Origin of the sequence: Microbacterium sp. UNCCL10, from assembly GCF_000746195.1 — a bacterium.
GTDB classification, from domain to species: Bacteria; Actinomycetota; Actinomycetes; order Actinomycetales; family Microbacteriaceae; genus Microbacterium; species Microbacterium saccharophilum.
This window is the reverse complement of the sequence record NZ_JQKT01000010.1, coordinates 49842-64685: the sequence shown is the minus strand read 5'-3', so window position 1 is coordinate 64685 and position 14844 is coordinate 49842. Positions and strand designations below refer to the sequence as shown.

Here is a 14844-nt window from a genome sequence, read left to right as displayed (position 1 = left end):
CGACGAACCGAGGAGTGAGTTCTTGCAGACCGATCAACGCCCCGACACCGTCGCGCCCGCGCCCTTCCCCGCCGACGGGCGGCGGATCGTCTTCTACCTGCTGCATGACAGTCGCGGTGATGTGGACGACTACATCGTGTACAAGCTCGCCGCGCTGCGCCCCTTCGCCGACCACATCTTCGTCGTCGTCAACGGCGAGCTGACGGAGGAGGGTCACCGCCGCCTCGATCCCGTGGCCGACACGGTCTGGACCCGCGAGAACGTCGGCTTCGACGTCTGGGGCTACAAGACCGCCATGGAGCATTTCGGGGCGGAGCGTCTCGCGGAGTTCGACGAAGTCATCCTCATGAACTACACGTGGTTCGGACCCGTGCGCCCGTTCGAGGACCTCTTCGATCGCATGAACGCCGAGCCCGCGGACTTCTGGGGGATGACGGATCACGCCGAGATCGTCCCCAACCCGTTCACGAAGGACGGCATCCTGCGCCGGCACATCCAGTCCCACTGGATCGCCGTCCGCAAGCCGATGTTCACCAGCGCCGCGTGGCGCGAGTACTGGTCGTCGATGCCGATGATCGAGAACTACACCGATTCGATCCTGCGGCACGAGTCGAAGTTCACGCATCATTTCGAGCAGCGGGGCTTCACCTCCGCCGTCGCCTTCTCCGTGGCGGACTATCCGGCGGAGCACCCCGCCCTCATCAACGCGGACATCCTGCTCGACGACGGCTGCCCCGTGCTCAAGCGCCGCGGGTTCTTCCACTACCCGCCCTACCTCGACCAGCACGCGGTCATCGGGCGCTGGACGATCGAACGCGCCGAGCATTACGGCTACCCGGTCCGGATGATCTATCAGAACATCGTCCGCAACTCCCAGCCGCGCGCGCTCTACACGGACGCGGCGATGCACGAGATCCTCCCGGACGTCGACGTCGCCTTCGACGCGGAGAATCCTCCGACGCTCGCCGCGGTCGTCCACATCTACTACGAGGAGATGACGGACGAACTGATGGACCGGCTGGTGATGCTGCCGGTGCCGATGGACCTGTTCATCACGACCACGAGCAGCGAGAAGGCCGACACGATCCGGTCGGTCCTCGAAAGGCGCGCGGACCCGAACTTCTCCCACGTCGACATCCGGATCCTCCCGTCGAATCGGGGACGCGACCTCAGTGCGTTCTTCATCGCGTGCCGGGATGTGCTCGAACCCGGCCGCTACGACCTCGTCGTCAAGATCCACTCGAAGCAGACCGTGCAGGGGTCGTTCAACTCGGGGCGGTACTTCAAGCTCCAGCAACTGGACAACGTGCTCAACTCCCCGGGCTATGCGGCCAACGCGCTCGCGCTGTTCCAGAAGGAGCCGGGCCTCGGCATGGTGTTCCCGCCGATGATCCACATCGGCTTCCCGACGATGGGGCGTGGCTGGTACGCGAACAAGGCGCCCGCCGAAGCCCTCGCCGAAGAGCTGGGGATCCGTGTGCCGTTCGACGACATCTCGCCGCTCGCGCCCTACGGGTGCATGTGGATCGCCCGCCCGGAAGCGCTGCGCCTCATGGTGGAGCGGGAGTGGAAGTACAAGGAGTACGCCGCCCCGAACAAGCACTTCGATGGCAGCCTCGCGCACGTGCAGGAGCGGATCGTCGGGTATGCGGCCGCCGAGCTCGGCTACCACGTCCGGACGATCTCCACCGCCGAGCACGCGAGCATCAGCCACACGGCGCTCGAGTTCAAGCTCGATCAGATGGGCGCCACCATGCCCGGATACGCGATCGACCAGATCCAGTTCCTCCATCGCGCCGGTTGGCTGGGGCACGGCGGGATCGTCGCGCTCACGCGGGTGTACCTGAAGCTCAACCACCCGCGGGTGGCGAAGGTCCTCCGGCCACTCGACCGCCCGGCACGCGTCGTCCACCACCAGCTCTGGAAGCTCCGCCACCCCGAGACGTGGAAGCGGAACAACCCGGAGGAGGTGGAGGGTGATATCGCTGAAGGAGAGCTTCGACCCGCGGAATAACAGCATCGGGTTCCTCCGGTGGCTGATGGCCTTCATGGTCATCTTCTCGCACGCGGGTCCGCTGGCCGGGTTCTACGGTGGCCACGATCTCGGCACGCAGATCAGCGACGAGCAGTCGCTGGGCGGCGTCGCGGTCGCGGGGTTCTTCTTCCTCTCCGGCTTCCTCATCACCAAGAGCAAGATGGGCCGTGCGTCGACGCCCAGGTTCTTCTGGCGTCGCATCATGCGCATCTTCCCGGCGTGGCTCCTCGTGCTGATCGTGACGGCCTACGCTCTGGCACCCATCGCCTACTACCGCGAGAGCGGCACGATGGACGGGTTCTGGAATGCCACGACCGACTCGCCCTTCACGTACTTCTCCAACAACATGTGGCTTCCGCTCGCGCAGCACAACATCGCCGGGATGGGGGAGAGCCTGCCCTTCTTCCAGCTCCACGGCGGCTTCGAATGGAACGGCTCCGCCTGGACTCTCGCCTTCGAGTTCGGCGCGTACATCCTCGTCGGCGTGCTGGGGGTCGCCGGAGCGCTCGCGCACCGCATGATCGGCGGGATCGTCGCGTCCGCCATCATCCTCCTGGCCATGATGCAGTGGCTGGGATTCGGCAACCTCGGCCTGTTCGGCATCGTGTTCGCGGACTTCCGCCAGCTCCTGCTCCTCGCGCCGTTCGCCTTCGGCATCCTCTTCGCGCTGTTCGGCGACCGCATCCCGATCGACAACCGCCTCGCCATCCTGTGCATCTTCATCGCCGGATGGACCTATGCCAAGGGGGGATGGCTCCCCTTCGGGCAGTACGCGTTCTGCTACGCGCTGATCTGGTTCGCCATCCGTGCCCAGTTCCTCAAGAACTGGGACAAGCACGGCGACTTCTCCTACGGGATCTACATCATCGCGTGGCCGCTCATGCAGTTCGCCGCCTACTTCCAGCTGCAGGACGCCGGCTGGCTCGTCTATCACGTCGTCATCGTGGCGGGATGCCACGCGTACGCGTACCTGAGCTGGCACCTGATCGAGCGGCCTGCGCTGCAGCTGAAGGACTGGACCCCGGGGTGGCTCCAGCGCCTGCTGGACAGAACGGCGCCCACGCGTGTTCGCGTCATCTCCGCCGTCGACCCGACGTACCCGGCGCGGCTCGCCCGGCGGACGCCCCAGACGACGGGAGCCCCCACGTGAGCGCCTCCGGCGGCGGCGACATCGTCCACGGCGCGGGCGTACCCTCCCCGCCCTGGTGGCGTCCGTACCGCGATGCGCCGCTGATCATCCTGGCGATCGCCTCGCTCGTCGCCGCCATCGTCGGCTGGACCGTCCAGGCCAACCTGGATCGCGCGGCGGACGAGATCGCGCCCGTGACCCCCGCGCCGTCGGCCACCCCGGCCGCCGCCGCGGACGCCTGCCGGCCCACGGCGGCCCGTGCGACGGGGGAGCCCTGGGTCGAGGACGCGTCCGCGGCTCAGCAGGCCTGGGCTGCCCACGCGGATGAGCTCGCCGGTCCGGTCGTGCTCGGCCAGGAGGGGTGGGCCTTCTACAACGACCAGATCGAGGAGAACTTCTCCCAGTCGGTCGGTCGCCGCCTGCTGACGGTGTCCGAGGTAGCGGCCTGGCGCGACTACTTCACCCCCCTGTCGGTCGCGCTGGCCGAGCAGGGGATCGAGCTCACGATCCAGATCACCCCCTCGGCAGCGAGCGTCTACCCCGAGCAGCTCCCGGAATGGGTCGTTCCCCTGCGCGGGTCCACCCCCCTCGACCAGCTGCTGTCCGCGTCCCCTGACCTGCCGATCATCGACTTCCGCGCCGACCTGCGCGAGGCTGCCGCCGAGGACGCGGTCTTCACCCCGGTCAACAGCCACTGGACCGATTGGGGCGGCTACATCGGCTGGCAGTCCTTCGCGCGGTGTCAGGCGGCGATGTATCCGGATGCCCCCGCTGTCGCGGTGCCCGCCGTCGATCGGGTGACCAGCGAAGGCGTCTTCAACGAGTACGCCGCGTACGGTGTCGCCGATGCCACCCCGGAGTGGACCGCGCCCGTGTTCGCCGAGGAGATGGCGCCCGTCGAGGTGACCGACGGGGCATCGAACACCCTCACCAGCGACGGGGGACAGGTGATCGATCTGTCCCGTCTCCCCGCGTCGACCGTGACCGACGGAGCGTGGAGCGGACAGAGCGCGCTCATCCTGCGCGACTCGATGGGCAACGCCCTCTCCGGACTCTGGGCCCAGCAGTACGCGCAGACCTGGCAGATCCAGCACCGGTACGACGACTGGTCCGACCCGCCGAACTACCGGTCGCTCGTCGAGCAGTACGAACCGGATGTCGTGATCATCCAGCTCGCCGAGCGACACCTGGTCAACGCGCCCGCGAAGGGTGTGACGACCGGTTACTGAGCCGGCGCCGCGTCGCGGGCCATCACGGACCGGATGACCGTGGCGTCCCCCCAGACGCCGGGCGAGTCGTACGCACGGTCCGGGAACGCGCCGTACTGCAGAGACACACCGAGGTCGTTCTCGGCGATGAACTCCTCCACCTTCTGGGCCAGCGACATCGGTTCTCCGGAGCTGCAGTTCACGGTGCCGGTGACGTCGACGGCGTCGGTCAGCGCCGCGATCTGACGCCCCAGTTCTTCCACCCGGATGAAGTCGTAGAGGTTCTTGCCCGTCGTGAACGGGAACTCGGTGCGGCCCGCGTCGGCGGCATCCAGGAGCTTCCGGAAGATGGACTCGCTGCGGCGGTCATCGCCGTAGATGTAGTAGGCGCGGGCCCACGCCAGCGAGGTCTCCGGCACCGCGAGGGGGAGGGCGCGACGCAGGGCGTCCTTGGCGATGCCGTACTGCGAGAGCGGCGCCGTGGGGGTGCCGGCCTCGATGGCGCCCTCCCAGTACCCGACCTCGTGCATCGTGCCGAGGGCAACGATGCGGGCCACCCCGCGTTCGGCCAGGCGGGTCAGCAGGTCGAAGTGCGCCGACAGCTGGGACATGTGCGCGGGCGAGTTGTGCCGGAACCCGTCCTTCCACGCAAGGTGGACCACCGCATCGGGCTGGGCGCCCCACACGGCCGGATCGAAGTCGGGGGCGAGGATGTCCGCCTCCACCACCACGGCGCGAGGGTCCAGACCTTCTCCGCGACCGGGCCGGACGGCGGCGACGACCTCGTGGCCCCGGTCGAGCACCGCGCGCACGACGTGGTGGCCGAGGTACCCGGCGGCTCCCGTGACGACGACTGTGGACATCGCTTCGTTCCTTTCGCACGCAGTCGTCCGACGGGCACCGTGATCGGGCGGTCTCCGACTGCAGAGGTTGCTCTCCCGAGGGTAGCGAGCCATGCCGCCCCGCCGAAATCGCCCAGGTTCGACCCGGTATAGTGTTCCAGTTGGCTGAACGTAGGTGGAGTAATTGGACACGACTGAGCGGTTCGCCCGACTTGCTGAGACCCCATTCATCACGACGAACGCCCGAGGCCTTGATCTTCCCGTCCGGGGCGGCAAGCTCCGGGAGATCTGGGACCGGCGCGATCTCCTCGGCCTCCTCGTCCGGCGCGATCTGCAGGCGCGGTACCGCGACAGCGTCCTGGGCTTCCTGTGGACGCTCATCCGCCCGATCGTCCAGTTCCTCATGTACTTCCTCGTGCTGGGGCAGTTCCTCCGCGCCGCCGAGGGCATTCCGCAGTTCGCGATCTTCCTCTTCGCCGGGCTCACGATGTACAGCTTCTTCGCGGAGGCCGTCCAGGGCTCGACCTCCTCGATCCTCGCGAACGCCGGGCTCGTGAAGAAGATCTACCTCCCGCGCGAGATCTTCCCGCTGGCCAGCGTCGGCGCAGCAGGGTTCATGTTCCTGGTGCAGTGCCTCGTCCTGCTGGGCGGGGCGATCATCTTCCAGGCGCTGCCGGCTCCCGTCGAGATGCTGTGGTTCTTCCCCGCTGTCCTGCTGATCCTCGTCTACGGGCTGGCTTTCGGCATCCTGCTCTCGGCGCTCAACGTGTATCTGCGGGACGTCCAGTACGTGACCGACGTCGTCATGATGCTCGCCATGTGGGGGTCTCCCATCGTCTACGCCTGGACGATGGTCAGCGACGCGTTCCGCACCCTCGGCCTGCCGTCCTGGGCGCTCGAGGTGTACACGAACAACCCGATCACCCTCGGCGTCCTCGCGTTCCGGAAAGCCTTCTGGGGCGCCGGCACCGCCGCCGACTACCCCGACAACCTCCTCATGCGGATGCTGATCGCCGGTCTCGTCGGCCTCGTGCTGCTGGCCGTCTCGCACCGCGTGTTCACCCGCCTGCAGGGCAACTTCGCGCAGGAGATGTGATGGTCGTTTCACGCAAGCCCGGTCCCGTCGTCGTGCGCGCCGAAGGCGTCACGAAGCAGTTCGTCGTCCGCAAGGACAACACGCTCAAGGAACGGATCGTGCACGCCGGACGGCGTGGACGCACCCACAAGCAGGAGTACGTCGCCGTCGCCGGCGTCGACCTCGAGATCCTTGCGGGGACGACCGTCGGGCTCCTCGGCCCCAACGGCTCGGGCAAGAGCACGCTCCTCAAGCTCATCGGCGGGATCGTCTCGCCGACGGAGGGCAGCATCCTCACCCGCGGGCGCATGGCGGCGCTGCTCGAACTCGGCGCCGGCTTCCACCCCGACCTGAGCGGCCGCGAGAACGTCTACCTCAACGCCTCCATCATGGGGATGACGCGAGCCGAGACGGCCGAGCGGTTCGACGAGATCCTCGAGTTCAGCGGCATCGGCGACTTCATCGACACGCAGGTCAAGTTCTACTCGTCCGGCATGTTCGTCCGCCTCGCCTTCGCGGTGGCGGTGCACACCGACCCCGATGTCCTCCTCGTCGACGAGGTGCTGGCCGTGGGCGACGAAGCCTTCCAGCGCAAGTGCATGGAGCGCATCGCCCGCTTCCGGAAGGAGGGCCGGACGATCATCCTCGTCTCGCACTCGGCCGCCCAGGTGCAGGAGCTGTGCGACCGTGGCATCGTCCTCAAGGACGGGAAGATGGTGTTCGACGGCGAGGTGAACGAGGCCGTCTCGGCGCTGCGCGATGTGCTCGAAGGTCGCCGCGTCGGACAGAAGCCGCCGCCGGAACCGGTCAAGCCGATCGAGGTCACCCGCATCGAGGTGCTCGACGAGGACGGCAAGCGCCAGAACATCGTGCAGGTCGGCGCGCGCATGTGCATCCGGGTGCACGTGCGGGCGAAGCAGGCGATGCCGACCTGGGCGACCGGGTTCAGCATCGACACGCCGATGGGTCAGATGGTGCTCGCCTCGAACACCGAGCGCCTCGGCATCGACCTTCCCGCCATCCCCGCAGGGGACTCCTCGATGGACTTCGTCATCGAATCGGCCCACTTCGGCGCCGGGCAGTACTTCGTCAACGCGAACGTGTCCGAGATCATCGACATCGACACGCACGTCCTCATGCAGGGCGCGCGCTTCACGATGAAGGGCAACGACCGCAACCTCGGCACCGTCGCGGCGTCGATAGCCGCGGTCTGAAGGGCGACGTCGTGACGGTCCAGCCGTCGATGCCGACAGTGTCGATCATCGTCCCGGTCCACAACTCGGAACGGTATCTCGGTGCCTGCGTCGCGTCGATCCTCGAGCAGGAGTATCGGCATCTCGAGGTGATCCTCGTCGACGACGGCTCGACCGACGATTCCGGTCGGATCTGCGATCGCTTCGCCGCCGAGGATGACCGCGTGGTCGTCGTCCATCGCGAGAACGGCGGCATCGCCGCGGCGCAGAACAGCGGACTCGATGCGGCCACCGGCGACCTCATCACGTTCTGCGACAACGACGACCTCATGAGTCCGCGGATGATCGGGCGCCTCGTCGAGATCCTGGAGGAAGCCGGCGCCGACATGAGCTGCTGCCGGTGGTACAACGTGGGAGCCAGCGTGGCGGCATCCGTCCGCGATGCGCACGCGGGGGAGCAGCCGGGCCGGCACATCTCGTTCGACCAGCCGGGCCGGTACTACCAGGGCGTCTTCAGCATCCTCCTGCGCAAGCTCACGCGTCGCGAGCTGTACTACTTCAGCGAGGCGAACTGGGGCAAGCTGTACCGGCGGGCACTGTTCGACGGCATCCGATTCCCGGAGGGACGCTACGCGCAGGACGTCGCCGTCGCCATGGACCTCTACCGGCGGATGGATCGGGTCGCCTCATGCGAGGACCGGCTCTACTACTGGCTCCAGCGCACCGACAGCGTTTCCCACAATCTGCGCTCGACGCGCTACTACCACGACATCGTCCGCGCGCACGGGCGCTGCTTCGAATTGGCCAGGGAAGACGGCATCCTCCCCGCCCGCGCGTACTTCGGTCTCCACGCCGTCAGGTTCGAGAAGCGCAGCGTCCGGTCTCCGGAGGATCGGGAGATGTACGAGGAGGACCGGCGCTACGTCTCCGGCCTCCTTTCGACGCTGTCACCGTGGCAGCGCCTCCGATGCGCGGCCCTGCACGGCCTGCGGTTCCTCGAGGTGCAGGTCTACAACCGCACGATCCACCGTCGCACGTGAGCGGCGACCGAACACCTAGGATTCTGTGATGGCTACACGCGGAGGATGCTGATGGATCTTCTCATCGTCGGATCGGGGCTGTTCGGGCTCACGATCGCCGAACGGGCCGCGGCATCCGGACGCCGGGTGACCGTCATTGACCGGCGCTCCCACATCGGGGGCAACGCGTACAGCGAGGCGGACCCCGAGACGGGCATCGAGGTGCACCGGTACGGGGCGCATCTGTTCCACACCTCGAACCCCGCCGTCTGGGAGTACGTGAACCGCTTCACCACGTTCACCGACTACGTCCACCGCGTCTACACGACGCACCGGGGCGTCGTGTATCCGCTGCCGATCAACCTCGGGACGATCAACCAGTTCTTCCAGGCCTCCTACTCGCCGACGCAGGCCCGCGCCCTGATCCACGAGCAGGCGGGCGAGTTCGAGTCGCACGAGGCCGTGAGCCTCGAGGAGAAGGCCATCGCCCTCATCGGCCGGCCCCTCTACGAAGCCTTCATCCGCGACTACACGGCGAAGCAGTGGCAGACGGACCCGCGCGAGCTCCCCGCGGAGATCATCAGCCGCCTCCCGGTGCGGTACACCTACGACAACCGCTACTTCAACGACACGTGGGAGGGGCTGCCCACCGACGGGTACACGGCATGGCTGGAGCGGATGGCCGACCACCCGAACATCGACGTGCGGCTCGACACCGACTTCTTCGACGACTCCCAGCCGCTCCACAAGGCGGCCACGGTCGGCCAGGTGCCGATCGTCTACACCGGCCCGGTGGACCGCTACTTCGACGACGCGGAGGGCGCGCTCTCCTGGCGCACGCTCGACTTCGAGCGCGAGGTCGTGCCGGTCGGCGATTTCCAGGGGACCTCGGTCATGAACTACGCGGATGCCGACGCACCCCACACGCGCATCCTCGAGTTCCGGCACTTCCACCCGGAGCGCGCCGACCGGTATCCCACCGACAAGACCGTGATCGTGCGCGAGTACTCGCGCTTCGCGACCCCCCAGGACGAGCCGTACTATCCGGTCAACACGCCGGCGGACCGCGCAGGGCTCCTCGCCTACCGCGAGCTCGCCAAGGGCGAGAAGGACGTGCACTTCGGCGGGCGGCTGGGCACGTACCAGTACCTCGATATGCACATGGCGATCGGGTCGGCGCTGTCGATGTGGAACAACCGGCTGTCCTGAGAGCCTCTCACGGAGGCCTCGACACGGGTCGGGTAGACTTCATCGGGCGCGAGAAGACGCCCGAATCACCGAGGAGTGCTCGCTTGTCAAGACGGACCATCAGCGTCGTCATCCCCAGCTACAACGAAGAGCGCAGTGTTCAGGAGATGGTCGACCGGCTCACCGCGGTCTTCCGCAACGAGCTGCCGCAGTACGACTACGAGATCATCTTCGTCGACGATTTCTCGACCGACGGCACGCGTGCCGAGATCCGTCGGATCGCCGCGGAGGACGCGCGGGTCAAAGCCGTCTTCAACGCGCGCAACTTCGGCTTCCACCGCAACGTGTTCTCCGCCCTGACCTACGGCAGCGGTGACGCGACCTTCATGCTGTTCGGCGACCTCCAGGATCCGCCGGAGAACCTCCCGGAATTCGTCCGCGCCTGGGAGACGGGCAAGCAGGTCGTGATCGGCCAGCGTCGCAGCAGCGACGAGGGCTTCGTGATGACGGGACTCCGGCACCTCTACTACGCGGTCATCCGCTGGTTCTCCGACACGACGCAGATCCCCCGCTTCACCGGGTACGGCCTGTACGACCGCGAGTTCGTGCGCGTCCTCGAGGGCATTGACGACATCCAGCCGTTCTTCAAGGCCGTCGTCGCCGAGTACGGACTGAACGTCCACATCATCCAGTACGACCAGGGCAAGAGCGCGCGAGGAAAGTCCAACTTCAACTTCCTGCGCAACTACGACTTCGCGATGCAGGGCATCACGTCGTCGACGAAGCTCCTCATGCGTCTGGCGACGTTCATCGCCGCTGTGATCGCGTTCGTGTGTCTCGGGCTCGCCGTCTTCGTGCTCATCAACAAGCTCGTCGATTGGGACAGCTATCAGGCGGGTGAGGCCTCGACGACCGTCGGCATCTTCTTCCTCGGTGCCGTGCAGCTGTTCTTCATCGGCGTCCTCGGCGAGTACATCCTCAGCATCAACAGCAGGGTCACTGCGAAGCCCCGGGTCGTGGTCGGAGAGCGGGTCAACTTCGGCCCGCCCGCGCCGGCGGCGCCCGTCCTCACCGAGGAGCGGAACGTCGTCGCGGAGGCCGTGACGGACGACCCCCTCGAGAACGCGCAATGACGGCGCGCTCCGGCAGCAGGCTTCCGAGAGACGGACGTCTGCGCCGTCTGCTCGGGCAGTTCGCCCGGTTCCTCGTGGTGGGACTCGTCTCGTTCGCCTTCGACTACGGGCTCTTCTTCGTCCTCTTCCAGTACTTCGGGGTGCAGTACATCCTCGCCAGCACGATCTCCTTCTCGCTGTCGCTCATCTTGAACTACGTCCTCACGCTGAAGTTCGTCTTCGAAGCCCAGCCCGGCCGCAGCATCGTGAAGGAATTCGCGATCTACATCGGACTCAACATCATCGCGCTCGGTCTCAATCAGCTCATCCTGTTCGTAACGGTGGACGGGGTGGGCATCGACCCCCTGATCGGCAAGCTCATCGCGACAGCCGTCGTCCTGGTGTACAACTTCACCTCCCGCAAGCTTCTCATCGAGCGCTCGAGCGGCCCACGCCCCGCCGTGGCGCAGCGCGATGGGATCGGAACCTCGGAAACAGGCGGTATCACGTCATGACGCAGCAGGAAATCGGAGCCGAGACGACCGCGCCTCAGGGCGGGCGGGTGAGCCGTGCCCTCGATCGCGGGTGGGAGCGCGTGGACGGCGCCTGGATCTCGATGAGCGACAGCGTCCGCGAGAGCACCCTCGGACGCTGGTTCAAGGGTGTGGAACAGCCCAACATCGCCGACTGGGCACTGCTCGGCGCGATCTGCGCGCTTGCGTTCGTCACGTTCCTCTACGGTGACGTCAAGGCGACCTTCGAGCACTCGTTCAACTTCCTCGACGCCGTGCTCGCCGGGCGTCCGCAGGACTTCTACCAGATCGCCATCGAACGATCGACCTTCGGCCACCCGGCCGTGTACGACGTCCCGATCTACGCGGTGTTCGGCATCTGGAACCTGCCCGCGTACCTCCTGTACCGGTACGGCGACTTCGACTACCTGAACTCCACGCCTGCTCAGCTCTGGCTGAAGCTCATGATGGTGGTCTTCACCCTGGTGGCCACGAGGCTCGTCATGGCGATCGCCAAGACGATCGGCGTGAGCGCGCAGCGCTCCAAGTGGGTGGCCTTCTACTTCCTGTCGTCGATGGCCCTGTTCGTCCCGGTCCTCGTGATCGTCCAGTACGACATCATCTCGATCACCTTCATGCTGGCCGGCCTGCTCGCCTATATGAGGGGCAGAACGCGCTCGTTCCTGCTGTGGTTCCTGCTCGCGATCACCTTCAAGCTGTTCGCGCTGTTCATCTTCATCCCGCTGGTGCTGCTGCGTGAGAAGCGGCTCCTCCGCGCGGTCGGTCAGCTCGTGGTGGGTGTCCTCGGCCTCCTGCTGTGCCGGCTGATGTACCGGGGGGACCTGGCGTTCGAGGCGTCCACCGGCGGCTTCACCGATCTCATGCTCGACCGGCTGCGCACGTCGGGATTCACCTGGCAGTCCAGCATCCCCGTTCCCCTGTTCGTCGTCTTCATCGTCGGACTCGCGATCTTCGCCTACGCCAAGCGCACCTCGAGCACGCGCGAGCTCCAGGCATTCGCGATCTACCTCTCGCTCGCGGCGTTCCTGGTGTTCTGCGCGATCGTGCCGCTGAACCCCTACTGGATCAACCTGGTCGCGCCGTTCTCGATCCTGATCATCTTCGCGAATCCGCGCTATCTCACGCTGAACTCGCTCCTCGAGATGGCGATCGGCACGACCCTGTTCCTCATCTACATGCTGGTCGGGTACTCCATGTACAACTCCGGCATCTTCAGGGATCTGCTGTTCGGCCAGTTCATCCCGCCGGCCGACCCGCAGCGCTTCGCCACACCCGGTGACATCCTGCGCGGACTCGGACTGGGCGGCAACAACGTCATCTTCATGGTCGGGTTCATGATCGCCTGCGTGCTCGCGGTCCTGATCATCAACTACCCGCGTCCCGCGTTCATCGCGGGGATGCCGAACGCGCAGACGATCAAGCGCAGTGTCGTGTGGATCCGCGTGGCCGCGCTCTTCGGGTTCTCGGCCCTGCTGTTCGGGATGTACCTGATCCCGGCCACGCCCACCGTGTACTCATCGGTCAGCTCGGTCCCCGGCCTCACCGAGGTGGACGTCCTGGCGCCGGACTCGGTCATCGCGGAGGAGCTGGACTTCGACACGACTCTCTCCGTCAGCCAGCTGCAGATCGGGATGGACGCCTCGGCGGTCACGTGGATCAACTCGGCCATCATCAACGTGAGCATCGTCGACGAGCAGGGGGAGTCCGTGTTCGCGGGATCCACCCCGGCGAACGCCGTCGGCGTGGGCCTGGCCTCCTTCCGCACGGATGATCTCGTGCTGAAGGCTGGAGAGACGTACACGATCAGCCTCACGGGGGTCCAGTCCGAGGGCGAGCCGGCCTACGTGCAGCTCAACCCGGATCAGGACCGCTTCCCGACGACCGAGAACGGCAAGCCCGTCGACGGCGACCTCGTCCTGGTGCTCAAGGGCACGGAGACGGAGTAGCTCCAGCGCTCCGCCATAGACTCGTGAGTGTGACTACAGCCGCCGTCGGCGCCCCCGGATCTCCGCGCCGCCACCTGCACGCGCTGTGGCTCCTGACAGCCCGTGATCTGCGGGTCCGCTACGCCACGAGCGCGCTGGGGTATCTCTGGTCGGTGCTCGACCCGCTGGTCATGAGCCTCATCTACTGGTTCGTCTTCACGCAGGTCTTCGAGCGGACGGTCGGCGCGCAGCCGTACATCGTGTTTTTGATCACGGCGCTGCTCCCGTGGGTATGGTTCAACAGTGCCGTGTCGGACTTCACGCGCGCGTTCAACAAGGACGCCCGGCTCGTGCGATCGACCGCGATCCCGCGTTCCATCTGGGTGAACCGGATCGTGCTCGGCAAAGGCATCGAGTTCCTCTTCTCGTTGCCCGTCCTGGTCCTCTTCGCCGTCTTCGCCGGCGCGCAGGTGGGCTGGGGCATCCTGTGGTTCCCGGTCGCGGTGGTTCTGCAGCTGACGCTCCTCGTCGGGCTCGGGCTGCTGGTCGCCCCGCTGTGCGTGCTGTACTCCGATCTCGAGCGGACGACCAAGCTGATCCTCCGCGCGCTGTTCTACGCGTCGCCCATCATCTACGGCGTCGTCGACCTGCCGGCGCCCTTCCCGCAGATCGCCGCCTTCAACCCGCTCTCCGGGATCTTCACGCTGTACCGGATGGGCTTCTTCCCCGATCAGTGGGACACGCTCAGCGTGCTGGTGGGCGCGGGCATGAGCGTCGCCTTCCTGCTGCTGGGTCTCCTCGTCTTCCGTCGCCTCGAGCGCCCCGTGCTGAAGGAACTGTGATGCCCGGCCCCGCCATCGAAGTCCAGGAGCTCGGCGTGCGCTTCCGTCGCAATCGGCGGGGGCGCCGGAGCTTCAAGGACCTGTTCGCCGACTCGTCCCGGCGGTCGAAGCCGGGGGAGTTCTGGGCACTGCGCGGCGTCTCGTTCACGGTGCAGCCGGGCGAGTCCATCGGGGTGGTGGGGCGGAACGGCCAGGGCAAGTCGACCCTGCTCAAGCTCGTCGCCGGCGTCCTGCTCGCGGATGAGGGACGCGTCACCGTGCACGGCGGCGTGGCTCCGCTCATCGAGATCACGGGCGGATTCGTCGGTGACCTGACGGTGCGTGAGAACGTCCGCCTGACGGCGGGACTGCACGGAATGTCACGCGCGGAGGTCGCACGGCGGTTCGACGGGATCATCGACTTCGCCGAGCTCCGCGAGTCGATCGACACGCCGTACAAGCACCTGTCGAACGGCATGAAGGTGCGGCTCGCGTTCGCGGTGGTCTCGCAGCTGGAGGAGCCCATCCTGCTCGTGGACGAGGTCCTCGCCGTGGGCGACAGGGCCTTCCGGGAGAAGTGCTACAAGCGGATCGACGAGCTGCTCGCGGAGGGGCGCACGCTCTTCTTCGTCAGTCACAACGAGAAGGACCTGCGCCGGTTCTGCACGCGCGGCCTCTATCTCGACAAGGGCGTCCTGGCGATGGATGCGCCGATCGCCGAGGTGCTGGATCGCTACAACGCCGATCACAACGCGGGCTGAGCC

The 14844-nt window shown here is 66.7% G+C and carries 13 protein-coding genes; 12 read left to right on the top strand and 1 reads right to left on the bottom strand.

Going from position 1 to position 14844, the window contains the following annotated elements:
* Positions 1 to 22: 22 nt before the first annotated feature.
* The 3 genes from BR85_RS12210 to BR85_RS12200 are packed head-to-tail and all read left to right on the top strand — an operon-like array spanning position 23 to position 4393.
* The gene (locus tag BR85_RS12210; protein WP_051526358.1) at positions 23 to 2014 is read left to right on the top strand and encodes a rhamnan synthesis F family protein; all 1992 of its coding nucleotides are present in this window, start codon (positions 23 to 25) and stop codon (positions 2012 to 2014) included.
* Positions 1977 to 3185 (top strand): acyltransferase family protein, encoded by a 1209-nt coding sequence (locus BR85_RS12205; RefSeq protein WP_081782790.1) that lies wholly within the window; start codon positions 1977 to 1979, stop codon positions 3183 to 3185. Before BR85_RS12210 ends, BR85_RS12205 begins: the two co-directional genes overlap by 38 nt.
* Positions 3182 to 4393, top strand: coding sequence for an alginate O-acetyltransferase AlgX-related protein (locus BR85_RS12200; protein WP_028496782.1), 1212 nt, complete (start codon positions 3182 to 3184; stop codon positions 4391 to 4393). Before BR85_RS12205 ends, BR85_RS12200 begins: the two co-directional genes overlap by 4 nt.
* Here the strand turns inward: BR85_RS12200 and BR85_RS12195 are convergent.
* Positions 4387 to 5235, bottom strand: coding sequence for an NAD-dependent epimerase/dehydratase family protein (locus BR85_RS12195; RefSeq protein WP_028496781.1), 849 nt, complete (start codon positions 5233 to 5235; stop codon positions 4387 to 4389). The genes BR85_RS12200 and BR85_RS12195 overlap by 7 nt on opposite strands.
* A 163-nt stretch (positions 5236 to 5398) precedes the next feature.
* Here BR85_RS12195 and BR85_RS12190 point away from each other — a divergent pair, with 163 nt between their 5' ends.
* From BR85_RS12190 to BR85_RS12150, 9 genes are all read left to right on the top strand, one after another.
* The gene (locus tag BR85_RS12190) at positions 5399 to 6310 is read left to right on the top strand and encodes an ABC transporter permease (RefSeq protein WP_231478704.1); all 912 of its coding nucleotides are present in this window, start codon (positions 5399 to 5401) and stop codon (positions 6308 to 6310) included.
* Positions 6310 to 7503: an ABC transporter ATP-binding protein gene (locus tag BR85_RS12185; RefSeq protein ID WP_036272954.1), complete on the top strand. Its 1194-nt coding sequence runs from the start codon at positions 6310 to 6312 to the stop codon at positions 7501 to 7503. The genes BR85_RS12190 and BR85_RS12185 overlap by 1 nt, the downstream gene beginning before the upstream one ends.
* Positions 7504 to 7514: 11 nt before the next feature.
* Positions 7515 to 8522 (top strand): glycosyltransferase family 2 protein, encoded by a 1008-nt coding sequence (locus tag BR85_RS12180; protein WP_028496778.1) that lies wholly within the window; start codon positions 7515 to 7517, stop codon positions 8520 to 8522.
* Positions 8523 to 8573: 51 nt separating this feature from the next.
* Positions 8574 to 9710 carry a UDP-galactopyranose mutase gene (glf, locus tag BR85_RS12175; RefSeq protein WP_028496777.1) on the top strand — a complete coding sequence of 379 codons (1137 nt, stop codon included), beginning with the start codon at positions 8574 to 8576 and terminating at the stop codon, positions 9708 to 9710.
* A gap of 83 nt (positions 9711 to 9793) precedes the next feature.
* A complete protein-coding gene (locus BR85_RS12170) occupies positions 9794 to 10822 on the top strand; it encodes a glycosyltransferase family 2 protein (RefSeq protein WP_081782788.1) in 1029 nt (342 codons plus the stop codon).
* The gene (locus tag BR85_RS12165) at positions 10819 to 11316 is read left to right on the top strand and encodes a GtrA family protein (RefSeq protein ID WP_051526356.1); all 498 of its coding nucleotides are present in this window, start codon (positions 10819 to 10821) and stop codon (positions 11314 to 11316) included. The genes BR85_RS12170 and BR85_RS12165 overlap by 4 nt, the downstream gene beginning before the upstream one ends.
* Entirely contained in the window at positions 11313 to 13280 is a 1968-nt protein-coding gene (locus tag BR85_RS12160) for a hypothetical protein (RefSeq protein WP_197018627.1), read from the top strand. The genes BR85_RS12165 and BR85_RS12160 overlap by 4 nt, the downstream gene beginning before the upstream one ends.
* A 29-nt stretch (positions 13281 to 13309) precedes the next feature.
* On the top strand, positions 13310 to 14101 hold the full coding sequence (locus BR85_RS12155; RefSeq protein WP_028496775.1) for an ABC transporter permease: 792 nt from the start codon (positions 13310 to 13312) through the stop codon (positions 14099 to 14101).
* The gene (locus tag BR85_RS12150) at positions 14101 to 14841 is read left to right on the top strand and encodes an ABC transporter ATP-binding protein (protein WP_028496774.1); all 741 of its coding nucleotides are present in this window, start codon (positions 14101 to 14103) and stop codon (positions 14839 to 14841) included. The genes BR85_RS12155 and BR85_RS12150 overlap by 1 nt, the downstream gene beginning before the upstream one ends.
* Positions 14842 to 14844: the final 3 nt, after the last annotated feature.